Source organism: Vibrio tapetis subsp. tapetis (genome assembly GCF_900233005.1).
GTDB lineage: Bacteria > Pseudomonadota > Gammaproteobacteria > Enterobacterales > Vibrionaceae > Vibrio > Vibrio tapetis.
Genome location: NZ_LT960611.1, coordinates 605,302 through 631,303, shown reverse-complemented (window position 1 = coordinate 631,303; position 26,002 = coordinate 605,302). Strand labels below are relative to the sequence as shown.

The 26,002-nt window shown below is 43.0% G+C and carries 16 protein-coding genes; 4 read left to right on the top strand and 12 right to left on the bottom strand.

The genetic code is table 11. From position 1 onward, the window contains the following. Nucleotides 1–10: 10 nt before the first annotated feature. The 10 genes from rlmKL to VTAP4600_RS02845 all read right to left on the bottom strand — a co-directional run bounded on the left by rlmKL (nucleotide 11) and on the right by VTAP4600_RS02845 (nucleotide 16,888). The gene (rlmKL, locus tag VTAP4600_RS02890; protein WP_102521414.1) at nucleotides 11–2,134 is read right to left on the bottom strand and encodes a bifunctional 23S rRNA (guanine(2069)-N(7))-methyltransferase RlmK/23S rRNA (guanine(2445)-N(2))-methyltransferase RlmL; all 2,124 of its coding nucleotides are present in this window, start codon (nucleotides 2,132–2,134) and stop codon (nucleotides 11–13) included. A gap of 552 nt (nucleotides 2,135–2,686) precedes the next feature. After that, a complete protein-coding gene (locus VTAP4600_RS02885) occupies nucleotides 2,687–3,232 on the bottom strand; it encodes a cell division protein ZapC (protein WP_102523879.1) in 546 nt (181 codons plus the stop codon). A 189-nt stretch (nucleotides 3,233–3,421) separates the two neighbouring features. Then, the gene (pyrD, locus tag VTAP4600_RS02880; RefSeq protein ID WP_102521413.1) at nucleotides 3,422–4,432 is read right to left on the bottom strand and encodes a quinone-dependent dihydroorotate dehydrogenase; all 1,011 of its coding nucleotides are present in this window, start codon (nucleotides 4,430–4,432) and stop codon (nucleotides 3,422–3,424) included. 45 nt (nucleotides 4,433–4,477) lie between these two features. Next, nucleotides 4,478–9,319 carry an NAD-glutamate dehydrogenase gene (locus tag VTAP4600_RS02875; RefSeq protein WP_102523878.1) on the bottom strand — a complete coding sequence of 1,614 codons (4,842 nt, stop codon included), beginning with the start codon at nucleotides 9,317–9,319 and terminating at the stop codon, nucleotides 4,478–4,480. 240 nt (nucleotides 9,320–9,559) lie between these two features. Then, complete coding sequence (locus VTAP4600_RS02870) at nucleotides 9,560–9,778, bottom strand: DUF2835 domain-containing protein (protein WP_102521412.1); 219 nt, start codon at nucleotides 9,776–9,778, stop codon at nucleotides 9,560–9,562. Between the two features lie 128 nt (nucleotides 9,779–9,906). Continuing rightward, the gene (gene pepN, locus VTAP4600_RS02865; protein ID WP_102521411.1) at nucleotides 9,907–12,513 is read right to left on the bottom strand and encodes an aminopeptidase N; all 2,607 of its coding nucleotides are present in this window, start codon (nucleotides 12,511–12,513) and stop codon (nucleotides 9,907–9,909) included. Nucleotides 12,514–12,863: 350 nt separating this feature from the next. After that, on the bottom strand, nucleotides 12,864–13,526 hold the full coding sequence (locus tag VTAP4600_RS02860) for a hypothetical protein (RefSeq protein WP_102521410.1): 663 nt from the start codon (nucleotides 13,524–13,526) through the stop codon (nucleotides 12,864–12,866). 144 nt (nucleotides 13,527–13,670) lie between these two features. Further along, nucleotides 13,671–15,671: a carboxy terminal-processing peptidase gene (gene prc / locus VTAP4600_RS02855; RefSeq protein ID WP_102521409.1), complete on the bottom strand. Its 2,001-nt coding sequence runs from the start codon at nucleotides 15,669–15,671 to the stop codon at nucleotides 13,671–13,673. 17 nt (nucleotides 15,672–15,688) lie between these two features. Continuing rightward, nucleotides 15,689–16,315, bottom strand: a complete 627-nt coding sequence (gene proQ, locus VTAP4600_RS02850; protein WP_102521408.1) for an RNA chaperone ProQ — start codon at nucleotides 16,313–16,315, stop codon at nucleotides 15,689–15,691. A gap of 99 nt (nucleotides 16,316–16,414) precedes the next feature. Next, nucleotides 16,415–16,888 carry a GAF domain-containing protein gene (locus tag VTAP4600_RS02845; protein ID WP_102521407.1) on the bottom strand — a complete coding sequence of 158 codons (474 nt, stop codon included), beginning with the start codon at nucleotides 16,886–16,888 and terminating at the stop codon, nucleotides 16,415–16,417. A 520-nt stretch (nucleotides 16,889–17,408) separates the two neighbouring features. Between VTAP4600_RS02845 and VTAP4600_RS02840 the strand changes: the two genes are divergently transcribed. The 3 genes from VTAP4600_RS02840 to rsmF all read left to right on the top strand — a co-directional run bounded on the left by VTAP4600_RS02840 (nucleotide 17,409) and on the right by rsmF (nucleotide 22,880). After that, the gene (locus VTAP4600_RS02840) at nucleotides 17,409–18,659 is read left to right on the top strand and encodes a paraquat-inducible protein A (protein WP_102521406.1); all 1,251 of its coding nucleotides are present in this window, start codon (nucleotides 17,409–17,411) and stop codon (nucleotides 18,657–18,659) included. After that, nucleotides 18,649–21,297, top strand: a complete 2,649-nt coding sequence (locus VTAP4600_RS02835) for an MlaD family protein (protein WP_102521405.1) — start codon at nucleotides 18,649–18,651, stop codon at nucleotides 21,295–21,297. Before VTAP4600_RS02840 ends, VTAP4600_RS02835 begins: the two co-directional genes overlap by 11 nt. A gap of 209 nt (nucleotides 21,298–21,506) precedes the next feature. Continuing rightward, nucleotides 21,507–22,880, top strand: coding sequence for a 16S rRNA (cytosine(1407)-C(5))-methyltransferase RsmF (gene rsmF / locus VTAP4600_RS02830; protein WP_415239683.1), 1,374 nt, complete (start codon nucleotides 21,507–21,509; stop codon nucleotides 22,878–22,880). Between the two features lie 230 nt (nucleotides 22,881–23,110). Here rsmF and VTAP4600_RS02825 read toward each other — a convergent pair whose 3' ends face one another. Continuing rightward, the gene (locus VTAP4600_RS02825) at nucleotides 23,111–23,944 is read right to left on the bottom strand and encodes a CvfB family protein (RefSeq protein WP_102521403.1); all 834 of its coding nucleotides are present in this window, start codon (nucleotides 23,942–23,944) and stop codon (nucleotides 23,111–23,113) included. A gap of 171 nt (nucleotides 23,945–24,115) precedes the next feature. Between VTAP4600_RS02825 and VTAP4600_RS02820 the strand changes: the two genes are divergently transcribed. Next, entirely contained in the window at nucleotides 24,116–25,468 is a 1,353-nt protein-coding gene (locus VTAP4600_RS02820) for a hypothetical protein (RefSeq protein ID WP_102521402.1), read from the top strand. Here VTAP4600_RS02820 and VTAP4600_RS02815 read toward each other — a convergent pair. Then, the gene (locus VTAP4600_RS02815; RefSeq protein ID WP_102521401.1) at nucleotides 25,461–25,973 is read right to left on the bottom strand and encodes a DUF4442 domain-containing protein; all 513 of its coding nucleotides are present in this window, start codon (nucleotides 25,971–25,973) and stop codon (nucleotides 25,461–25,463) included. The two genes, VTAP4600_RS02820 and VTAP4600_RS02815, sit on opposite strands and share 8 nt — an antisense overlap. Nucleotides 25,974–26,002 lie beyond the last annotated feature (29 nt).

Genomic DNA, 26,002 nt, shown 5'->3' with positions numbered 1-26,002 from the left:
ATCCTTTAACTTATGCTTTGTGCTTCAAAATCCAACAGTTGTGGATATGCTTATTCCTTGCAAAATCGAGTGGTAACGTCTTAGATGAGATGTTTTCGGCCTGCAGCTCTAATTCAGCGACTTGATCCAAATCCATCTTAAAGTGACGTTTGTTGTTTGAGAAGATGATCACCCCTTCTGGGCGCAACAAACGTTTCAGGTCTTTCATTAACTGAATATGGTCACGCTGGATATCAAAAGATTGTTCCATACGCTTAGAGTTTGAGAATGTCGGCGGGTCGATAAAGATTAAGTCATATTGACCACCCGCTTGCTGTAACCACTGCAGACAGTCAGCATGGATAAACTGGTGTTGTTTGCCCGATTGACCATTAATGTTTAAGTTCTCTTTCGCCCATTCTAAGTAGGTTTTAGACATATCAACCGTTGTCGTCGATTTAGCACCGGCACAAGCTGCATGTACTGTAGCAGAACCTGTATAAGCAAACAGATTCAAAAAGTCTTTATCTTGCGCCATTTGCGCGACTTTACGACGAGTTAACTTATGATCAAGGAATAAACCCGTATCTAAGTAATCATGCAGGTTAACCAACAGTTGAACACCGTATTCTTCTACTTGCATAAATTCTGAGTTTTGGCTCAACTTTTGATATTGAGAACTGCCTTTCTTTTTCTCACGAACTTTCAAAACAACGTGATTGGTGTTGACTCCAGTCACTTGAATAGTTGCGCGGATAACATCTGTTAAGCGACTTTTTGCCTTTTCTTCAGGCACGTCTTTTGGTGCTGCGTATTCTTGAATAACGACATGATCTTGATAAATGTCGATGGCAACGTTGTACTCTGGCAAGTCAGCATCGTACACACGGTAGCACTCTAGCTTTTCTCTTCTTGCCCACTTACCGATTTTCGATAGGTTTTTCTTTAGACGGTTAGAGAAGTCTGGTGCAATGAGCTGCTGCTCACCATTTTCTTGTTTTTTGGCTGCACTGTTCGCACTGATACCGTAGTTCTTTTGGTGACACGGTAACGCGCCGTTATTCAATTTGAACTGCTTGTCAGCACGCATGCGTAAACAACTCAATAAGTCGTCCGATGAAGAGAAGATAGAAGCCTGACAGCCACCAAATTCAGCTTTAAGTTGCGCACCAAACGCTGTATATAACGCGATAAGGCCAGGCTCAGTACCTAAACGCTCACCATATGGCGGGTTACAGACAATATGGCCTTGATCAAACCCTTCAGGTTTGCGTATTTGCGCTGCATCACCCATTTCAAAATCAATTAAAGAAGCCACACCGGCACGACGAGCATTGTCTTTCGCTAACTTCAATACACGAGCATCGTTATCGAAACCATAGAAACGACACGTTGTTTTATTTACGCCACGACGGCCTTGGACGTTTGCTTCTGCTTGTACTTCAGTCCAAAGCTCTGGTTCAAAGTCCTTCAAAGACTCAAAACACCAGCTCTGACGATTAATACCAGGGGCAATATTCGCCGCCATCATCGCCGCTTCTATCAATAAAGTGCCCGAACCACACATTGGGTCAAGAAGTGCTTTTGAACTGTCCCAACCTGTACGAGAAATAATCGCAGCAGCGAGCGTTTCACGCAGTGGCGCACGCCCCGCTTCAGTACGATAACCGCGGTGGTGCAAACCAGCACCAACCATGTCGATACCCAAGATCGCTTTGTCACGGTGCAATCGAACATGAATGCGTAGATCCGGTTGCTCTTTATCGATCGATGGTCGTTCAAAGTTCTTTTTAGTAAAGCAATCGACAACGGCATCTTTTACTTTTAGAGCGCCGTATTGGCTGTTACGAATTTCTTGGTTTGTACCATTAAAGTCCACAACAAAGCGCTTTTTACAGTCGAAATATGAAGGCCAGTTAACTGCCGTTGCTGACAGGTACAAATCCATATCATCTTGGCAAGTGAATTCCGCAAGCACACGCACAAATCTTGAAGCCAAGCGGCTCCATAAGCAGCAACGATAAATCTGTTCATTTGTCGCCTTGAATTTAACCCCCGCTTGTACAGGCTTTGGGTTATCAATGCCAAGTTGCTTAAGTTCGTCTGCTAGGAGGTTTTCCATCCCATTCGATGTGATTGCTAAATACTGATTCATACTGGTCTTTTAATAACAAAAATGGCCTCGATTATACCTGACAATTCCTTGATTACAGAACCGTTCTTTCTACTTTTATCAAAACCTCTTCTTAGCTGCCCAAATAACCATCAAAAACGCATCAACTCTGACAAAACCAACAACAAAAAAAGTAAGTACTCAGCAACTGATTCTCTGTACGTATTTAAAGGGATAACAAGTAAGTGCATACTTATTCACACCAAAATTGGACTATACCAGATGGGTTTTTGGCTTCATTTACGCCCTTATTTTGAGAGTAAACGAGGAATATATGGCTCAATTTCCCTCCAATGTGACGAAATAAACGTATAAAAAAAATACGATATAGAGGTAAATTGAGGGCAATGTCTCATTATTGAACGGGGTGATTGAGGACTAAGTACACACGATTAGAACTTAGCAGCAAGTTTTGGTCTGGCCGTTTGACCTACTGGCCATTTCGATAGGCTAAAAGCTCAGTATTTTGGCGCAAAAAAAAGCCGATAATGAGAATTATCGGCTTAAGGAACGATCTATAAAGGGTCGGTAGCGTTAACCTACCAGCGCCACAGGCGCGAAAGAGTCCACCAATTCAGCCCGAGCAAGGCGATCATGCATTACTTTTATCGGGTGGCAGAAAGGAAGTAATTTAGAGCCGTTCAAGAAGAACCCCTCTAAATCAACAGAAATACAAACACTTGCGTTCTCGCCGGATTCAACTACGACGAATAGCCCTTGATTTAAACTGTTCTTCAAATAAACCAGTTCGCCTTCTTCTGGCGCATAGCCTCCCCCTTGAAAGTCAAAGAACCAGCTCTTAGGCTGTACAGGCTTGTGGAAACGACGAATCGCCACGCATGCTAGGATAAGTTCATCTTGACGGACTTGGCTAAGAGGTAAGCCATTGGTTGATTCTTTAAATGAATTAAAATTTGCGGCATCATCAACGGTAAATTCGTTCGTGCATAAGGCACAATCCACCAGCAACTTGGTTGGGATATTGGACTGATAAGCCATACCATCAGCAAGACCAGATAAGAATAGAGCGTTCTCTTTCTTATCAAAGCACCATTTCCAATGATTAGTTGGCTTTAGCATTTTGGCGATCTCTTCCATGATGATGAATCTCGAATAGTGATGATGTTCAGCATGTTAGCGTTATCTAATGGATGACGTTAATTGCGTATATCAACTTATTCTACAAAGCGATCGGCAAAAAAAAAGGGGAAAACTCCCCTTTTCTATTTTATGAAATGACTTAGAATGCAGTCGTTTGAAGCGAAGGTATTAGAGATTTTTAACGATATCTCTAACTAGACCAGGACCTTTGTAAATGAACCCAGAATAAACTTGAACAAGCTTAGCACCTGCCATCATTTTTTCCTTTGCAGAAACATATGAGTCAATCCCGCCAACACCAATAATTGGAAGTTTATCTCCAAGCTCTTGGTGAAGCTTACGAACGACTTCAGTACTACGAGACTGAACAGGACGTCCACTTAGACCACCCATTTCATTGGCGTGTTTCATCCCTTCTACAACACTACGATCTAATGTTGTATTCGTTGCGATAACACCATCAATGCCATGACGGATTAGTGATTCACAAATCTGGCTGATTTCATCGTCACTTAGATCTGGAGCAATTTTCAAAGCTAACGGTACATACTTACCGTGTAACTTTTCTAGTTCAGCTTGTTTGGCTTTTAATTCTGCAAGTAACTCGTCTAGTGCTTCGCCATATTGAAGGCTACGCAATCCAGGAGTATTTGGCGAAGAAATGTTAACCGCAATGTAACCGGCGTACTGATATACTTTTTCCATACAGATCAAGTAATCTTCAGTACCCTTTTCAATCGGGGTGTCTTTATTCTTACCAATGTTGATGCCAAGTACACCGTCGTAATTACTTTTCTTCACGTTCTCAACTAAGTTGTCGACGCCAAGATTATTAAAGCCCATACGGTTGATGATGCCTTCCGCCTCAATCAGACGAAACAAACGTGGTTTGTCGTTGCCATCTTGCGGACGAGGAGTCACTGTTCCAACTTCAACAAAGCCAAAACCCATCGCGCCAAATGCATCGATGCATTCGCCGTTTTTATCAAGACCGGCAGCAAGGCCGACTGGATTTTTGAATGTGATCCCCATGCACTCGACTGGGCGCTGAGGTAATTGTTGACGATAGAAGAGATCGATAGGTGTGCCGGTGAAACGTTTGAAATTCTCGATAGCTAAGTCATGTGCTTTCTCAGCGTCGAGTTTAAAAATGCCAGTTCTGGCAAGACGGTAGAGCATTGTGCCTCCGATAGAAAAAAGCCCCGTTAAACGGGGCTATATTATTTACTCATTTGCAGCACAATTCAAATTTAAAAGTGCTAATTCTCGTAATGCGACTGAAAATTTAGCAAATTCATGTACGGAGCCGACTTTGAATTCATTCAATATGTTATCCCAACGTGCTAGAGATGATTGATTTTGCTTTATCCATTCATCCAAAGCATTTTCGGTGTCGAACGAATCGTTGGTGCAATTACAACTCATAACCTGTCCGGTTAACAATCTTTGCTGCCAATCGAGATCCTCTCGGAATGTCGCTCTTGCCAACGCTTGCCAGTTATTATCCACCGCTTGATTGTTAATTTGTTTCAAGAACCAATGCAGTGACAAACGGTCTCCGAGCGTGAAGTACAATTTTGCCGCTTGAGTGACCGATTTACCCTGTTCACGAGCTACTGAGGATATATCCAGTGCTGAGTACAAACTAGACAGTCTTGCCACGTAATTTGCAACCGAGCGATCAATGCCCTTTTCAATCCAGCGGTCTGCTAAATCGTTATGCTCTTTTACTTCACCAGCCACTAATAACGTATCAAGCCCGGTCATCGTCTCTTGAACGTCGTCATGGTACAAATCAATAAGCTGCTGAACGGTGTATTTACTTGAACGATTTCTTAGTAACCAGCGAGACAAACGTCTAAGCGTTCGACGTATATTAAAGATCAGGTCATATTGAGCATCCGTCGTGGCTTTGTTATCTGCACTACGAATCTTAGTTAAAATATCACCAAAATCGAAAATCTCTCGTGCGGCCGAATACGCGTTCGCAATATCAACAACCGTTGCTCCCGTCTCTTCTTGCATACGAGTTACGAAATTACAGCCCATTTCATTAACCATTTGGTTAGCCAAACACGTTGAAATGATTTCGGCTCGCAGTGGATGATTCGCCATATGATCTAGGTAGTTACGGCGTAACTCATCTGGAAAGTAATTAACAATTTGTTTTGCATGAAACTCATCATTTGAAATTTCATCACACACTAACTGCTCTTTAAGAACCATTTTACCATAAGCAACAAGAACAGAGATTTCAGGGCGAGTTAACGCTTTACCCATTTTCTCTCTTTCTAGTAGGGTTTCATCATCAGGAATATACTCAAGCGCCCTATCTAGGTAACCGGCTTTTTCCATTGTATGAATAAAGCGAATTTGCTCTTTAACCAACGCCGCACCTTGGCGCTCACTCACAGAGATAGATTCTGACTGGCAATATGCATCGTGCAATACGATCTCACCAACATCATCTTCCATTTTATTGAGAATCTGGTTTCTTTGCTTAACGGTTAAGTCGCCATTCGCAACCAGGGCATTAAGGAAGATCTTAATGTTAACTTCGTTATCCGAGCAATCTACACCACCAACGTTATCAACAAAATCGGTATTCACTCGGCCGCCAGTTAACGCATATTCAATACGACCTAACTGAGTCATCCCCAAGTTACCGCCTTCACCGACCACTTTCGCTCTTAAGTCTCCGCCATCAATGCGAAGACCATCATTGGCACGATCACCAACATCAGTATGGGTTTCACTTGAGCATTTAACGTACGTACCGATCCCGCCATTCCAAAGTAGATCCACTTCCATTTTCAAAATAGCTTTGATCAGATCGTTAGGCGCCATAGAAGCCTTACGCGTGCCAAGCATTTTTTGAATTTCAGGCGTTAGATCGATCGATTTAGATCGACGAGAGAAAATACCGCCGCCTTTAGAGATCAACTTCTTATTGTAATCTTCCCAGCTAGAACGCGGTAGATTAAACAGGCGCTCACGTTCCGGCCAAGTTTTTGCCGAGTTCGGTGTCGGGTCAATGAAGATATGCATATGGTTAAACGCGGCTTGTAGACGTATGTGCTTAGACAGCAGCATACCGTTACCAAATACATCACCCGCCATATCACCAACCGCGATACAAGTGAAATCCGTAGACTGACAATCAATGTCCATCTCGCGGAAGTGTCGCTTAACCGATTCCCAACCACCTTTTGCGGTGATCCCCATGGCTTTGTGATCGTAGCCGTTTGATCCACCGGATGCGAAGGCATCACCGAGCCAGAAGTTATAGTCTTCAGACACAGAGTTAGCCAAATCAGAGAACGTAGCCGTGCCTTTATCCGCAGCAACGACTAAGTACGGATCATCTTCATCATGGCGAACCACATTCTTAGGAGGTGCAACTTCACCTTCAATAATGTTATCCGACACGTCCAATAACGCACGAATAAAGCGTTTATAACAACGTTGCCCTTCAGCAAAGATTTCATCACGGCCAGTAAAGTTATGCTGACGCTTACAAATGAAACCACCTTTTGCACCGACCGGTACAATAACGGTATTTTTTACTTGCTGCGCTTTCACAAGACCAAGAATTTCCGTACGGAAGTCTTCTTGACGGTCTGACCAACGAAGGCCACCACGTGCAACCTTGCCGCCTCGTAAGTGAACACCTTCAATGTCTGGTGCGTATACGAAGATTTCGTAAGCAGGAACCGGCTGTGGAATTTCAGGGATCTCAGTTGGCTTGAGTTTGAGTGCTAACCAAGGTTTTGGCTGCCCTGTTTCGTCTTTTTGATAGTAGTTCGTTCGCAACGTTGCCATGATCATTTCCATGTAACGACGAATAATACGATCATCATCCAAACTTTCTACATTATCTAATTCACTGGTGATCTTATTGATCAACTCAGTTTGATTCTTCTTACTGCCTTTGTATTTTGGATCAAAGCGCTTAATAAAGAGATCAACCAAACCTCTGGCAAGGTCCGTGTGATGCGTTAGTGTGTCTTCAATGTAGCTTTGACTAAATGGAAAGCCGACTTGACGCATGTAACGGGCATAACTACGTAGAATAGTCACTTCTCGACCAGTAAGACCGGCGCCCAGTACCAAACGGTTAAAGCCATCGCTTTCTAGCTCTCCGGCCCAAATCGCCGCGAATGCTTGTTGAAACTTATCTCTTGCCTCACGCAAATCAAGGTCGTTAACACTGGTGTGCAACATAGAGAAATCTAAGATCCAGTAAACTGTCCCATTAGACTTAGTTACCTCATAAGGCGACTCACCGATTACTCTTAAACCGAGGTTCTCAAGCATAGGTAGCACATCTGATAAATGGATTGGCTCGTCACTATGGTACAACTTAAGGTGTACTGCTTTGGAATCCGATGGCTCTTCCTGAGGACGGTAGAAAAGCATACCCAGTTTATTATCGTCGTTAAGAGACTCTAATCTTTCAATATCAGCAACGGCCGTTCCTGGCATCATCGCTTCTTTGTAAGAACGTGGGAACGCTTTTAAGTACTCTTTTGAAAGAGGAAGCCCGGTACTTTCACCTAAATTTGCAATAATTGCGTCTTGTAATCGGTCATCCCAAGATGAAGAGACTTCTACTAGATTCTGTTCTATTTCTTTCACGTTCACCGTCATATTGTTATTTTTAACATGCACAATGTAATGCGTACGAGCAAGTGGGCTTTCAGAGAAGAATGTGGTGAACTCAACTTCTTGGTCTGAGTCAAAATAATCACCAATGATTCGCTGCGTTTGCCTACGAAGTTCCGTGTTATATCTTTCCTTAGTCACATAGACCATGCAGCTAAAGAAACGACCAAACGGATCACGCCTTACAAACAAACGTAACATGTCTCGATCTTGCATTTGTACAACGCCGGAACCCACCTCTAGAAGCTCATGTTCACTGGCTTGCAGTAGTTCATCACGAGGGAAGTTCTCTAAAATATTATTAAGCGCTTTATATGAATACGATCCTGCTAGGTAGCCACTTGAATCAAGGATCCGCTCTACCTTTTCGTTGATCAACGGAATATTTGACACACTCTGATTGTATACCGCAGAAGTGTACAAACCCGTAAAGCGATGCTCGCCGACCACTTTGCCATTCTTACCAAATTTCTTGATACCGATGTAATCTGTATAAGCTGGGCGATGAATATGAGAAGCTGTATTGCCTTTTGTTACGATCAATAAGTAAGGTTTCTTGGCTTCTATTCGAGCTGAATCTGCAAGGTTAGATAACTTGATGCTACGAACACGTTCACCGACCGACAGTATGCCCATCCCCTGTTCATCCGTTGGACGCAACTCATGATCGCCTTCTACCGCCACCAAGTCATATTCTTTGTAACCCATAAAAGTGAAGTTGTGATCACCGAGCCAGCGCAAAAATGCGATGGTTTCATTAATTCGTTCGTTTTCTATTGGTAGAGAATTTTTTTGTTGTTCGATCTCTTCAATCACATGATTGAGTCTTGCCGCCATTGGCTTCCAGCCTGATACGACCAAACCAGCATCCACTAAAATGGATTTAAGTTCATTTTTCAGCTCAGTCATTAAAGCTTTATCTGTCAGCATGTCCACTTCAATGTGAAACAAAGACAGTCTTTTCCCGTCTGGGTCATTCAGTGCTGTAACGGCATTCGTTTTGTCTCGAGAGATTTTTGTTGGGCCATGCAACATTAAGTGACTAGAAAGATCTAAACGTACCAATGCCATTTTGACCGAATCTACTAAGAACGGCCCATCTGGTACTACGATTTCTACAATCGTATGAGTAGACTGCCAACCGTGTCGACTTACGGTCGGGTTAAATACTCGGACGGATATATCGTTAGGTTTCTTTTCGCAGATATGATGCCAAAGGCTGATAACAGCACCATAAAGGTCAGACTCATTTCGCTGGACTAGATCGTCTTGTGAAATATTACTAAACAAGTGTTGAGCAAGTTGAGTAACAAGGGGCTGATGGGTAAGCTCTAGTTTGTCTTGAATTAGTCGGTAAACTTTTTCAAGCAGTACCGGCACAACGTTTTCTCGTGCGGCCATAAAACGCTCCAATCTTAGAATAGTAGTGGTTGCCAATAAATCGCGATCATTCGCTTCGATTATCAAATACTCGTATGTATCAATAATCATAATAGAGTCTTGCGGTTACGCAATGTGGTATCTCCACCTATTATTGTAAAAGTAATATTGACAAAAGGTTACAAGAAAACTGAAGTGTTGGAGGGAAATGTTGAATAGTGTGATTTAGATGCCTATTTAACTAACTGAAATTCAGTAAATTTACAGAGCTTCTAACTTAACAAACTTATTATTATGGTCAGTTGTGAGTCTAAAGCGTCCTTTCACGCCAATTTGTGTTAAAAAAGGTCTGAACCTAGTAGCAGGCAACTGAAGCCTTAATCTTTGATCGGTAAAGACAACCACACTGGCAGCACTACCAGAATAATGTTGCAGAAATTCATGATAAGGAATACTGATTGAAAAATGGTACTGGTTCATGCCGCTGTTTTTACTCCTTGGTTTGGTTTCTGGTAGAAAGATTTTAATAGAAAGATGACGCTAATCCATTTTACAACGATTACGAATTAGCGCCTATCATTATGACTTAGTCACTTGTGCACCCGCTATTATTGCTCTAACGCTTTGGTCACTTTTTCGAACAAGTCTTTCGCTAAATTGTCCAGCTTAGCGATGTTTTCTAGCTCGGTACGCATTAACTGTTGACGAGATTCGTCGTAGTTGCGGTACTTCAGAAGTGGATCAATTAAACGCGAAGCTACCTGCGGGTTACTCTTATTCAGTTGAGCTAAAATCTCACCGGCAAAAGCATAACCGCTGCCATCTTTTGCGTGGAAATGAACTGGGTTGTTCGCAAAGAAACTACCGACTAAGTTGCGTGTACGGTTCGGGTTTTTCAAATCAAACGCTTTATGGGACATAGTTTGTTTGATAACCGGCAGTGCATCATGTGCTGGGTTCGTTCCCTGCAACATGAACCACTTGTCCATTACCAAACCGTCATGTTCCCACTCATCACTGAACGACTGCATCATCTCGGCTCGGCAAGGCAATTGCGCCTGATTTGCACTCGCTAATGCTGCCATCGTATCCGTCATGTTTGTCGCTTGTGCAAACTGATCAACAACGGTTTGGTTGCCAATTTCAGTCAGTGCTAAATAGCCCAGGCACTTGTTTCGCAATGCACGTCGACCAATAGAATCATGATCAATACTATAGCCGTTTTGCTTTAATGAATGATAAGTTGCAGAAAGCTCTTCGACCATTTCAGTGGCAAATGTTTTCTTAATCGAATGAAGAACGTGATTGATCGCATCCACATCGACTGGCTTAAACCAACCTGCTACTTCGTTTTCACTTGGTAAGGTGAGTACTTCAGCAATGAATGCCTGCTCCAAAGATGCATCAAGTAATACACCACGGAAAGCATCCACAACCGAGCTTGGTAGCTCGAAGTTTTCGCCTGCTTGTTCACGTGCTACATTCAACTTAATGTATTTAGCCAGTAACATTTGACCAGCGTCCCAGCGAGCAAAATCGTTCTTCGCATTTACCATTAAGAACATCAGGTCAGCATCTTGATAGCTGTACTCTAATTTGACCGGAGCGGAAAACTCGCGTAGCAAAGAAACAACGGGTTCGCTACTAATCCCTTCAAACACAAACGTTTGTTCTTGCTCGGTAAAGTCTAAAACGTTACCACTTACTAAACCGTTACGGCGTAACTCAAAAACGTCACCAGATTGTGCATACAATTCTACGTTCATAGGAATATGAAGCGGCTGTTTATCACTTTGATCTGGCGTCGCTGGTGTTGATTGCGTCAAGGTTAATGAGAAAGTACTGTCGCTCTCATTATATTGGCTGGTCGCTTTAACAAGTGGAGTGCCAGACTGGCTATACCATAAACGGAACTGCTTAAGATCAACACCGGAAGCTTCTTCCATTGCTAGTACAAAATCTTCACAGGTTGCAGCTGTACCATCATGGCGCTCAAAGTACAGTTTCATGCCTTTTTGGAATTTGTCTTCGCCAAGCAAGGTGTGCATCATGCGAATCACTTCACTGCCCTTTTCATACACTGTTAGCGTATAGAAGTTATTCATTTCTATCACTTTTTCAGGACGAATTGGGTGAGACATTGGGCTCGCATCTTCAGCAAACTGAGGGCCACGAATTGTACGTACATTGCTAATACGGTTAACAGAACGAGAACCTAGATCAGAAGAAAATTCTTGATCGCGGAATACGGTTAGGCCTTCTTTCAAGCTCAGTTGGAACCAGTCACGACATGTCACTCGGTTACCTGTCCAGTTATGAAAGTACTCATGCCCGATTACGGCTTCGATGCCAAGGTAGTCAGTATCGGTTGCGGTTTTTTCATTCGCCAATACAAACTTAGAGTTGAAAACATTTAAGCCTTTGTTTTCCATTGCGCCCATATTAAAGAAATCAACCGCGACGATCATGTAGATATCAAGATCGTATTCAAGACCGAATCGTTCTTCATCCCACTTCATCGAATTGATAAGAGAGGTCATCGCGTGAGGCGCTCTATCAAGATTACCTTTATCAACAAAGATCTCCAGTGCAACGTTTCTGCCAGAACTTGTCGTGTAGCTATCGCTCAACACATCAAAGTCACCAGCCACTAAAGCAAATAGATACGCAGGTTTGGGATGTGGGTCATTCCATTTGACCCAATGACGGCCATTGTCAGCCTCGCCTTCTTCAACACGGTTGCCATTACTGAGTAAGAATGGGTTCTCTTTTTTGTCTGCAATAACCGTTGTTGTGAAGATGGCCAAAACATCGGGGCGATCTAGATAGTAAGTAATTCGACGGAACCCTTCAGCTTCACACTGAGTACAAAATGCACCGCCTGACTTGTACAAACCTTCCAGTACCGTATTAGCCGTTGGGTCAATTTGAGTTTCAATCGTTAACTCGAACTCATCAGGAAGATTGTTGATTTCAAGCTGACTCGTGAGTTCTTGGTAATCTTTCCAGTCTTCTCCATTTACCTTTACCGCTTTAAGAACAAGATCATCACCGTCTAACAATAACGTACTGCTTTGTTTTAATTTTTTTACGTTAGAAATCGCAGTAACGATCGTTTCGGTGTCATAAAGATCAAAGGTAAGATCGAGGTGAGAAATGGTAAATTCTGGAGATTGGTAATCTTTACGGTATTTGGCTTGAGGATTCTGAGCCATGCTATATTCCTTTTGTTTCCCTAACAGGATTTATTAAATTTTTGGTGTTTTGTTCATCTGGAAATGTGTTCTTATGCAATCAATAATTGCTTAAATTATATTCAACTCGAATTTTAACGCTAACTAGAGACGATAAACTAGCCAACTATACTAATTGCAACATACAGTTCAAACACTTGTAACCATAATAAACAATCGTTACCAAGAATACCAACCTTGCCCTCTTTCGGGTGTGCATATCCGCCAGGTCTGTCGCTCTTTATACAGATCAATAATGCTTGAGACAGAAAAATCGAGGCATCAGCCCCGATTTTATTACGCACAGCATGTTTTAAGTGTAGCGTCCCACACTATTTCACTCTATTGAGCACAGCATACATATCTGACGATTCACTCGCCAAGGTCAATTTATCTTCCACTAAGGTGTAACGTGAATCTTGTTCTCCATCACGATACATCAATACAATATGGTCATCTTCTATTATATATATTCCGTCATGCACCGCCTCCAAACCGTCGTTGGAAACCACGCGAAATTGAAATACAAAATCGGGCTGTAAAATTAGATCCATTTGGCTGACGTCACTGGCGAGTATGGAGTCGCCTTTCAATTGTTCACTGGTCCACTGACCAACTAACGCATCAGGCAATCCTTTATGGAACAACACACCATTTAGATTCAGTTGATTATGATTGTTGTTATAGGCATACACTTGTGGGGATGGTGAATCGAGTCCTAACACCAATGTTGTTTCATCGGCCTCGTATCTCCCTTGCCAATAATCAACACTGCTGTCCTTCTTCTGGATTTCGATAGTAAAAATGTAGTTTGATTCTAACGTGAGGCGAATAGCTAAGAAATTTTCGGGGCTTTCCAGCGGTTCTGGATTAAACATGTACCAGTCGCCAATAAGGAAAGGATAGTTAAACTGAGTTAGATCCGTCTTACTTGGCACCGCCACTTGGCCAGCACCCATTGTCAAACATGCAAGCAGTACAATCAACAATCTCATAACAACCCCCTTACTTTTCTTTAAGCTTAGGCATAGAAATAAAATAAACACAGAAAATTGATCTATATCACATTAATTTTTGACGAAAAAAAAAGCGAACCAACGGGTTCGCTTCTTTAATTTAATGCTAAAAACTGGTGAAAATTAAGATTTTTTCTCAATTAAATCAACGGTTATGGCAACCGCTTCATCGAGATAAGCGTCTAGAGCTTCGTAGTCTTTTGGCACATCATCTAACGTTTTAAATTCAGGCTTGTCATCTGCTTTTTGGCGTTGATTGATGCGAGAAAGGCGCAATGCTTCGGCTTCATCTTGCTCTTGTTCTCTTGCTTTTTCATTAAGAGAAATAGAGTTATCTTCTTTTTCCTGTTTATATTTAACGATATCTTCTTGAATAAACCCGTATTCCATATCCGTTGCGATACGCTTGTCGTGCAATGTCGACAAGTAAGCAATGGTATCGGTTCTGTCCGTTAACATCGAATAATTAGCAGGTTTGATTTTATCCCAAGGAAGTGCGTTATCTTCAACACTCTCGCCTGTTTCCTCTGGCACGATGGCCGTAGGGAACGGAATATCAGGGATAACACCTTTATGCTGAGTACTGCCACCATTGATTCGGTAGAACTTTTGAATGGTGTATTGCACATAGCCAAGTTCTTTATCAAAAAGATCATAGATATGATTCAAAGAACGGTGTTGTTGCACAGTCCCTTTACCAAACGAGTTTTCACCCAATACAACAGCACGACCATAATCTTGCAAAGCCGCCGCAAAGATTTCTGACGCCGAAGCACTGTATCGGTTAACCAAAACCGTCAATGGACCTTGGTAACTGATTTGACCGTCGGTATCACTGTTTTGTTCAATACGACCGTAGCTATCACGAACCTGAACAACGGGCCCACTTTTGATAAACAACCCAGTTAACGCCGTCGCTTCACTTAACGCACCACCACCATTGTTACGTAAATCGACAACAATGCCGTCTACGTTTTTTTCATTCAACTCGGTGATCAGTTTATCGGTGTCTTTAGACAAGCCCACATAAAAGCTCGGTACTTCTAACACACCGATTTTCTTACCGTCTTGTTCAATGACTTCTGACTTCACCGCTCTATCTTCTAGACGGATCTTGTCTCGGACAATAGTGACATCGTAACTTTTAGCGCCTTTTGCTTCAGGCAGGATTTCTAGGCGAACCTTAGTTCCTTTTGGCCCTTTAATTAGCTGAACAACGTCATCTAGACGCCAACCAATCACATCGACCATTTCTTTTTTGTCTTGAGCTACACCTATAATGCGGTCGCCATCACCTAATTGCTTGGTTTTTGCCGCGGGGCCACCAGCAACGGTTGAACGGATCACGGTATAGTCGTCAATCATTTGCAATACAGCACCAATGCCTTCTAAAGACAAATTCATTTCTGCTTGAAATTGCTCTGCATTACGAGGGGAAAGGTAGCTAGTATGGGGATCAACTTCTCTGGCAAACGCATTCATATACAATTGAAACACATCTTCACTTTTCGTTTGTGAGATTCGTTTCATTGCATTGTTATAGCGTTTTTCCAATGTCTCTTTGATTTCAGACCAGTCTTTGCCAGTCGTCTTCAAATTAAGCGCATCGTATTTGACACGTTTACGCCACAGCTCGTCTACTTCGGCTTTATTTTTCGGCCAAGTAGCCTCACTGCGATCAAGTTGCATGCTCTCTTCTGCTTCGAACGTAATTTCGTTATCCAGAAGAGTTAACGCATAAGCAAATTGCTCGAAACGTCGTTCATTTGCCAGATTATAGACATCAAACGCGACGGTATTGTCTCCAGATTTAAGCTGATCGTCTAATAAGACAGACCAATCTTGGAAAGAATCGATATCGGCTTGAGTAAAAATGTTCTTATTGTAATCAAGCATTTCTATGTAACGATTAAATATCGCTTCAGAAAATGCATCATTAAGACTGAAATGCTTATAGTGAGAACGAGTTAAACGCGAAGTAATGCGTTTGCTCGCGGTGGCATGTTGAGTTTCAGGAACAAGCTTAGTTAAATCGGCTTTTGATAATTTGGCTTCGAGAGCCTGCGCTGACGCCGCCAAGCAAAAGCTGGCAGCGATCAGTGTCAGTTTAGAACGACATTTCATGCGTAGGATTATCTCCTTTATGCGCGCAAGTGCTCCGATTTTACAACCATTTGCAGGCCGTTATTCAGTTGCACACGCACATCATCCTTATTAATTTCTACGATAGTAGCAGCCATATTTCCTGTACCCATGTTCACATTTACTAAGTTACCAACGATCATATCGCCAGACTCAAGAGGACGTGTAGGTGCTGCTACCTTTTCTTGTTTAGGTTGTGCTTTTGGCTTCGCGCGACGCGGTTGTTGAGGTTTAGCGGCTTTCTTCGCTTTGCCTTCTTCGCGAGCTTTCTCAGCTTTTTCTTTACGACGAGCTTGTACGCGAGCTTTACTTTCTGCTAATGCAGTTTTCGCGTGTTCTACGTGTTCTTCTTCTAGAACGCCACAATCGTTACCATCAAGGTCAACACGAACTGCGTTAAGTTTTACACCGTGAAGATAGCGCCACGAAGACGTGTATTGTCTAAGTGCAGCACGAAGCTGAGTCTTGCTTACTTTTTCATCTTCGCTTAAACGTTCAGCGAGATCTTGAAAAATGCCAATTTTTAGTGGCTTAGCTTCACCTTCTAAAGTAAAGCATTTAGGGAAACATTCAGCAATGTATGCAATAACTTCTTTGCTGTTTTTTAACTTTTCAGTGTTTTCCATGTGGATTCCTGGTTGTTGCGAGCCTTCTCGCAGGGTGTTCATATAAATATTTGGCTATTATAGTGAGATGACTAGGAAAAACCACAACCAAGTAACAATTTAATCCTTGTTCGCATGGGAATTGAGCATCTTTTCAACTTCTAGCATCATTTTTGTCAGCCCGAGCTCATCTAGTTCGCTAAATCGGCCAATTTTGGGACTGTCAATATCTAAAACTCCAACAATTTCATTATTAATGCTAAACGGGATCACTATCTCAGCGTTACTTTCTGCATCACAAGCGATATGACCTTCGAATTCGTGCACGTCATGAATTCTTTGCACCGAGTTTGTCGCGACCGCCGTACCGCAAACACCACGCCCGACGGGGATGCGATTACAGGCAGGTTTACCCTGAAATGGACCGAGCACTAATTCGCCATCGCGCATTAAATAAAACCCCACCCAATTAAGATCGGTGAGCTCCATATTCAGTAATGCACTGATGTTCGACAAATTAGCAATCAAGTCTCTTTCATCTTCAATGATCGCTATCGCTTGTTTTGTCAGTGTTTGGTAGTTCACTTCTGTCATTTCATTTTGTCCTTAAATTTCAAGCTTTGTTATTGCCTACATCCATTTACTGATGAAGTCGCACTAAATAGTCGATATCCCACTATTAGCGATTCTTAGCGATTAACTCAAGGTAAATTATGCCGTTTTCTGCTATTTGGCCGTAATAAACATCTAATTGTATAATTAACCGCCAGCCCCTCTTTCTATTCGTACTTGATGGTCAGAGCACTTAAACTAGTGATGTTAGAGTAACTCGTGGTAAAATAGCCTTTGTGTTACAAGTACATATACAAGTATTAGCTAACTTCAGGCATAATATCTCACCTCCTTATCTTTAAGGGCGTAAACCAAGTTACAACCCAACAGCAGGCAATAAGGTCTTGCTATTGCTAGAATAGTTATAACTGCCATTACAAAATGGTGGCGTGATTACGACAACAGGTAGCGATAGATGGTTCAACAGAACATTGACATAGCGAAACGCGATATCAGGCTTTTCCACAAGAACGTTGCCCTTTCCAAAAGGCCGACGCCTTAAATGGGCGCTTTAGTCGATCACGCACAATCTCCAAGTAAAGTTCGCCTATGCCAAGGGTGCGAACTGCCTGTCGACCAAATTAAAGTACCGAAAGGTTCTAGTGCATACTGCCCTCGCTGCAACACGCAACTTTACCGAGGTGGCGACAGAACGCTTAATGGCGATCTCGCGGTTGCCATCGCTTGCTTATTACTTTTCATTCCCTCGCACTTCTTTCCCTACATCAGTATTCGACTCTTTGGCGTCATGATCCCAGCGACGCTGCCAAGTGGTGCCTTCGACTTAATACGCGACGGGTTCGGCTCTCTTGGCTTATTAGTGCTCTTTTGTACATCGATCGCGCCATTCATAGTTTGCTCGGCGGTGCTGTTGTCTCACTTATCGCTGCGTTTTCGGTGGTTTAAACCACTTAGGTATTCGTTGGTTACCATTCACTACTTTAAACACTGGATGATGCTCGATGTGTTCCTTGTTAGCATTGCGATCTCTTGCTTTAAACTGCAAGAATACGCCGATATATTTATCGGATGGGGTCTAACAGGCCTTATCTTATTGCAACTGACGACCATTATTCTTCTCTCACGTATTAGCGTAAGGCGTTACTGGGAAGCCTGGAAGCCAGAAGAAAGCTACCAGTGTGATAACAAACAAGTGCATTGCCGCAATTGCCATCTGTCTCAACCTGAAGGTTCACAATGCCATCGTTGTCATCACAAGCTTTATCATCGCAAGCCCAATTCTATTCAAAAAACGTGGGCGTACTTAATCGCTGCATCCATTGCGATTATTCCTGCCAACGTGCTGCCTATCTCTATATTACTCACCAATGGTAAACGGCTAGAAGACACCATTTTCTCCGGTGTCGCATCATTGGTCAAAAACGACATGCCCGGTATCGCCGCTATTATCTTTATCGCGAGTATTGTTGTACCTGTTGCAAAGATTCTCGGGCTTGGCTATATCATGCTCGCAATACAATTTAAAAGGCGTTGTTTTCATAAACAAAGAATGACGATTTTTTTTGCAGTGAAATGGATTGGAAAGTGGTCTGTTATGGATCTATTTGTAATTTCAATCATGATGACATTATTAGACCGCGGACAAATTCTTGATTTTACCCCCGGCTATGGCGCTATTGCTTTTGCTATTGTAGTGGTACTTACCATGCTAGCAGCAGATAGCCTAGACCCTCGACTGATCTGGGATAATTACCCCAACTCAAAACGGACTTCAAAAAATAATGAGCAGTAACGAAAATCAACAAGACTCATTTTCTCCTAAAGTGAAAAAAGAGTCTGGCTTATCCCCATTGTGGTTATTGCCTATTGTCACCATCATTTTAGCGGGATGGTTGGTAATGGGTGCCATCAATGATGCCGGTGAACGTATTCAAATTCACTTCTCCGACGCACAAGGGTTGATCGCTGGCAGAACCACCATTCGCTATCAAGGGCTTGAAGTCGGTATGGTAAAAGACATCAAATTGGCCGATGATCTCGAAAGCATTTTTGTCGACGCCGACGTATACCCAGAAGCCACAAAGTTACTCAGCGACAAAACGCGTTTTTGGCTCGTAAAACCCACCGCCAGTCTTTCTGGTATTTCAGGATTAGATGCTTTGGTGTCAGGTAATTATATTTCCATCCATCCAGGTGGAGAGATCTCCGACAACGATGATAGCGACAAGACCGTATTTCAAGGTTTAGATCATGCCCCAAGCGACTTACTGGCCAGCGAAGGGACTAACATCCTCTTGCGCTCTACTGAATTAGGTTCTATCTCAATTGGTTCTCAGATCGTCTACAAGAAAATCCCAATCGGTGAAGTATACGGCTATCAATTAGATGAAGACGCCAAATCTGTTCAGATCAGAGCCTTCATTGAAGACGAGTATACCTCCCTCATTTCAAGCAACAGCCGCTTTTGGAACGTCAGTGGCATCGGAGCCCACATCGGATTTGGTGGTGTAGATGTGCAAATTGAAAGCTTAAGTGCCATGCTTGGTGGCGCAATTGCTGTTGACTCACCTGACGAAGGTGCACCATTGCAAGAAGGCGATGAATACAAACTTTACCCAGATCTCAACACAGCAGGTCGCGGCATTCGTATTCAAGTCATGCTGCCGAACGACAACAAAATCAATACTAATGGTGCGCCTGTCATGTACAAGGGCATTGAAGTGGGTCAAGTGACCGATGTTCAACTGTCAGAAGACAAACAGCACATCATCGCATTTGCTTCAGTACAGCCAAGCTTTGCGGATACCCTGAACACAGGTACCCGTTTTTTGCTAGAAGAAGCCAAACTGTCTTTATCGGGCGTGGAAAACCTTGGTAACTTGGTGACGGGTAATTTCTTGACGCTCGTTCCCGGTGAAGGAGAAAAAGCCCGAAAGTTCACAGCTATACGTAAAGACGCCCTACTTCGTGAGCAAAATGGCTCATTACCAATCCAACTAATTGCCGAGAGCTCTTATGGCTTAGAAGCGGGCTCTAACATTCATTATCGCGGGTTACCCGTCGGCTCTATTTCAGACATCAAACTGGTTAAAGAGAAAGTAATTATTGATGCCTTGATAGACAAGGTCTACGCCCCCCTTATTAAAAGTAACAACCGATTCTACATTTCTGGCAACATCACCGCAGACTTAACCGATTCAGGCATCAGCGTTCACGTACCGCCTGCAAAACAGATATTGTCTGGTGCCATTAGCTTTACGAGTGACGGCGTCACAACACCAAGCGATTCATACCAACTGTTTCCTAGCCAAGCACTGGCTGAATTAGCCGATTTCAATCAGTCAGGCTCTCAAACTTTAACTGTATTCAGTCAAAGTTTACCGTCCGTCTCAGAAGGAAGCCCTCTGTTATACAGAAACCTACAAGTTGGTAAAGTTTCAAGCTACGCGCTCAGTAAAAATGGTGTCTTAATTAAGTTAAAAATCAACAACCAATACAAACACCTGCTATCTAAAAATACCGTTTTTTGGAATTATTCTGGGATCAAAGTTAAAGCCGATCTCAATGGTGTCGACATTACCGCAGCCCCACTCCTCAACATGATCAAAGGCGGTATTGCCTTTGATTCACTTGATGGCATTGAAAATAAAGAGCGTGACCACTGGAAGCTATACAACAGCTACGACGAAGCGAAAAAATATGGCAAACAGATCACGTTGACCAGCGATCATAATGCGGCAATTACTGCAGGCATGAAATTGAAGTATCAAGGTGTGCCCGTCGGTGAAGTCACCTCCGTCACGCCAAACTTCCACCAAGAGAATGTTTCTATCTCTGCTAGGATTCTTCCGCAGTACGTTAGTCACATAGCAAAAAATGACAGCCACTTTTGGATTGTGCAGCCACAATTGGGTATCCGTGGAGTCAAAAATATTGAATCCCTACTTGGCCAATATATTCAGGTTGAACCCGCTGGCACTAAAGCAAAATACACCTTTGCACTAGAAAATAAGAGCAAAGCAACCAAAGGGAAAGTCTTCTTTTTGCAAAGCCCAAGCCGCTCTTCTTTGGCTGAAGGCACACCGGTTCTCTTTAGAGATATCGAAGTCGGCCAAGTAACGAATGTGACTTTAGGTGATCTATCCGACCGCATTATCACCACGATAGAGGTTGCGCCAAAATATGCGTACCTCGTGCGCGAGAACACCCTATTTTGGAATGTCTCAGGAGTTGATGTCTCTATTGGTTTAACCGGAGCTAAAATCAAAGCCGGTACCGTTGATAGCATCGTTAGAGGCGGAATTGAGTTTGCAACACCAGATACGAACCCATTAAAACCTATCGCGGATGCTAACCAAGCTTTCTTGCTTCACGACGCCCGTCAACCGGAATGGAAAGAGTGGCGTACGATTATTCCGAAGCCAAGATAGGCTGTAGGCAGAAGGCAGAAGGCAAGAATTAAACAACAGGCAAGGCCTTAAGGTCAGTAAGCCTTAAAATTTCTAATAGAATGCAGCCAGCTAGGCTGCATTTTTTTTTGTATCAGTTAGAATTAGCGCCAAATAACCTTTAGAGTATCGTCACTTTGCACCAGAATATTAAATTGCCAGACGAATTTATCCGTCAGATCGAAGAAACCATGCCAAGTCACTTAAACATGGATGAGTTCATCGCGTCTTGCAAACAACCCCTTCGCCGTAGCATTCGAGTCAACACACTTAAAATATCGGTAGAAGATTTCTTAGTGCGTGCAAAAGACAAACAGTGGACACTAAAACCAGCGCCGTGGTGTGACACCGGCTTTTGGATTGAACGTGACGAAACCGAAACCGTGCCGCTAGGTAATACAGCGGAACATATGGCTGGCCTGTTCTATATCCAAGAAGCCAGCTCTATGATGCCCGTTACCGCGCTACTGCTAGAAAACGAGCACAAACTTGATCGAGTACTGGATGTCGCCGCAGCTCCTGGTTCTAAAACCACACAGATTGCCGCTATTTTGAATAACCAAGGCACCTTGGTTGCCAATGAATATTCCGCTAGCCGAGTCAAAGTGCTTCACTCAAACATTCAACGCTGTGGCGTTAGAAACGTTGCATTGACCAATTTCGATGGCCGCGTGTTTGGAGGTTGGTTACCGGAACAATTCGACGCCGTGTTGCTAGACGCCCCCTGCTCAGGTGAAGGCGCAATTCGTAAAGACGCCGATGCTATGGTCAATTGGAGTCGTGAATCCGTTTTCGACATTGCGGCGACTCAAAAAGACCTAATCGAAAGTGCCTTCCAAGCTCTAAAGCCCGGCGGAATCATGGTGTATTCAACCTGCACCTTGAACCTAGAAGAAAACCAACAAGTGTGTGAGCACCTAAAAGACACCTTTGGTGATGCGGTAGAATTCGAACCCTTAACCGATTTGTTCGACAACGCTAGCGCTGCGGCTACTGTTGAAGGTTACCTACACGTTTACCCACAAATATTCGACAGTGAAGGCTTCTTCGTTGCTCGTATCAGAAAACTTGCCAGCGTAGAAACACCAAAAGTAAAAAAACGCTTGGGCAAATTCCCGTTTGAAAAAGCCAACGCAAAAGTAAGCCAAGAAGTGGCGGAAAGCTTGCTAAAAACCCTTGATATTGTTGTACCTGAACACAGCCAAGTTTGGCTACGTGACAAAGAAGTCTGGCTGTTTCCAGCAACATTAGAAAATCTGATTGGAGAAATTCGCTTTTCTCGTATGGGCGTAAAACTGGCAGAAACTCACAAGCATGGTTATCGCTGGCAGCATGAAGCCGTTATGGCGCTAGCAACCGGTCACGAGTCAAACTGTGTGTCATTGTCTGTTGATGACGCGAGAGAGTGGTACATGGGCCGAGACGTACGCCCAGAAAACCTATCAGGTAAAGGTGAAGTGATCGTAAAACTGGCTGATGACGTAATTGGCTTAGGAAAATGGGTAGGGAACCGAATTAAAAATGGTCTTCCAAGAGAACAAGTTAGAGACGTTAACCTGTTTTAAAGGCCTCTCACCACCTTATTGAGTCGTCAAAAACACTAGATATGGTGGTAAATGAGTCTGGCTATACTATGCTTGATTATAAATCCACTTAGATATAAGTGCGTTTTATAAATCCAACGGCAATTAGCGCAGACTCTTAATTAAGAGTCTTTCCCCTAGCCCGGAACAGGTATCGTTCTGGGCTTTTTTTAGGGCATAACCTATTAGAAGGCCGCTTGTTTGAAGACAACTTAAACTAGGCGGATGCCTTCTTTGTCGATAACGATCTTGCCTTGCTTGTACAAACCACCAATGGTCTTTTTGAACGTACCTTTGCTGGTTCTGAACACGTTGAAAATCGCGTCAGGGCTAGACTTATCATTCAAAGGCAAGAAACCGTCTTTTTTCGCGAGCACGTCTAAAACACGCTCACTCAGATCGTCCATTTTCGCTGTGCCGATCTTCTGTAAAGACAAATCAATTTTGTCGTCTTCACGTACTTGGCGGATATAGCCTTTCAAACGCTTGCCGATAAACAGTTTACCAAACACATCCGAGCTGAAAATCATGCCCCAGTGCTCACCATTAACAACCGCTTTATAGCCAAGATCGCTGCGCTCAGCGATGATCAAATCAACTTGCTGGTTTTGTTCGTAGTTGGCAGGTGTATTATCCAACCACTTGTTGAACTTAGTGGTACCAACAATGCGGCCAGATGCCGTATCTGTGTATACGTAAACCAAGATCTCTTGGCCTTCTACAAAGCGAGTACGTTGTTCACTAAACGGAACCAATAAGTCTTTCTTATCGATACCCCAGTTAACAAAAACGCCAGTACTATTTACGCCAACAACCTGCATTAAGCCCCATTGACCGACTTCAGCAATAGGTGTTTCAGTCGTTGCACACAGCTGGTGGTCAGAATCGAAATATAAGAAGACATCAAGCGGCTTGCCAACTTCTGCCTCACTCGGCACAAACTTGTTCGGCAGTAAAACAGTGCCATAGTCATCTGCATCTAGAAACACACCGAAATCCGCTTTACGGACTACCTCAAGGGTATTAGTTTGACCAATTTTAATCATGCTTTTGTTACTCATCACAAATTTGGAGGAGATTATACGTTAACTCTGGTATTCTTGCTGAGGAAATTCGACCTATTATTAACTGTAGAAGGTAATATATTACTTGCTGTTCCCGAGACTCTATTCCTACCAGTACTTTCTCATCACCAATAACAAAGCAAAGGTGACTTCGTGATCAACGTTGAAAAACAAGATGCGCTTACACTAAAGATAACGCACGTAATGCCTGCTTCGAAAAAACTGGACTTTGAATTTGCTCTATTTGTTCCGGGAGACATCCCTCTCAGCCCCATCGTATTGCCCGAAAACGACTTTTACTATGGCGCCATGAGTGAAAAACGCGCTTATTACAGTGACGAAACACTCTTACCTTTGGTGCATGCTCGTTTAGCAAAACGAGGGCGATTGTCTAACAACCAATACCGTGTCAGTTTGAGCTTATTCGCCTACCAATACGTTATTGCGCTCGACAAAGCGGTTGATGAACTCAACCAAGAAAAACGAGACACTGTAACGGAAGACGAAATTGACGAAGTTCTTGAGCTATCGTTAGATATTCTCAAACGTCTGCGACGCTCAATTCCTTATGACGAAACATTAAAGCGTTACTACGCCAACATCGATAACTACTTATCTTGGTATACAGAGCAGCACTTTTTGTCTTTGGTTGCCCATCTACCCCGTGGTGGTGATTACAGCACAGTGAAACAGCGCTTGATCGTGCTATGTGAAAAAGAAAAAGCGCACCGAGAACTCAATAAATACAACTCAAAGAAAGCCCGTGAAGACATCACCCGCATGTCGAATAAAATGCGCCTACTGCGACGCCTTATCGAATACCCAATATTGCTACGTAAAAAGAGCACAACCATGGGTAACAACATGATTCGCGCAGTGAAAGGCATAGCAACAGGTATCGTGATGTTATTCGTGACCACAACGATGCTAATGGCGAGAGATTACCTGGGTGAAATCACCGCTTCGTTCATTTTAGCCATGTCGGTTGTTTATGCGTTTCGTGAGGTATTTAAAGACGATTTAAGAGAGCTAATGCTACGCTGGATACGTAAAGGCAAGCCTAAATGGCGTGCCCGATACTTTGATCCAAGTACTAACAAGGTTGTAGGGCGAAAAATAGAATGGTTGGACTACACAAAATTCAACAACCTGCCTTATCAAATGCAGAGCATCAGAAAGCATCGTGTATCACAACGTGAAGAGCAAATACTGCATTACCGTTGCCAGACAGAAATGACCACTACCCTATTTATGAGTGGTTATGAACAAACACGAGAAACCCTAAATATCAGCTTGGCACAAATTGCACGTTTAATGGAAAAAGGCTCCAACCGAATCTACCAACTTAAAGATGGGCAGGTGAGCAAAGAATCGGTTGAAAAACGTCACTTACTTAACTTGATCATAAAAGAAGACAATCATTTAGGTGAAGAGACCTATTATCGATGGAAGATAGTCATCAACCGCTCAAAAATTGTCGATATCGAACAGATCACCGTTAAGTAGTACTCTTTAACGCTTCATTTGCTTTCTTCACACCGACAGCTTTGAGCGATAAGACCAAGTCAAATTCGGCCATGGGTTCTTCGCCATGAATGCTTGGGCAGGTTGCAATGATCTTAACGGCTTCATTGACACGTTCGCCACTTTCAAATGTGTCATCAAGCATTCTGTCGATTTTGTTCCCATCGACACAAGTAAAAATCACATCGGCTTCCGGGCGCTTTAAAAATTCAGCGCTCACACCTTTAAATGCCAGCGAAACTTTACCACCTCGTTGATCAGCCTTATGCATCGCCATGAAGCCACCAGCCACATCCGCACCCACCGCTAATGTACCAAAGTACATACTGTTAAGGTGATTCTTAGTACGACGACGCAACGGGATTTTTACGATGACTTTCTCGTCATCCAATTGAAGAATTTTGGGGCGGCAAAGCCAAATGAGTGGAACCTTAAAGAATCCGAACAGATTCAAGTACAAATTCGATTTTTGAAGAGAAGAAAGCATAAATCACCTACCTAGACATGTCAGACCAG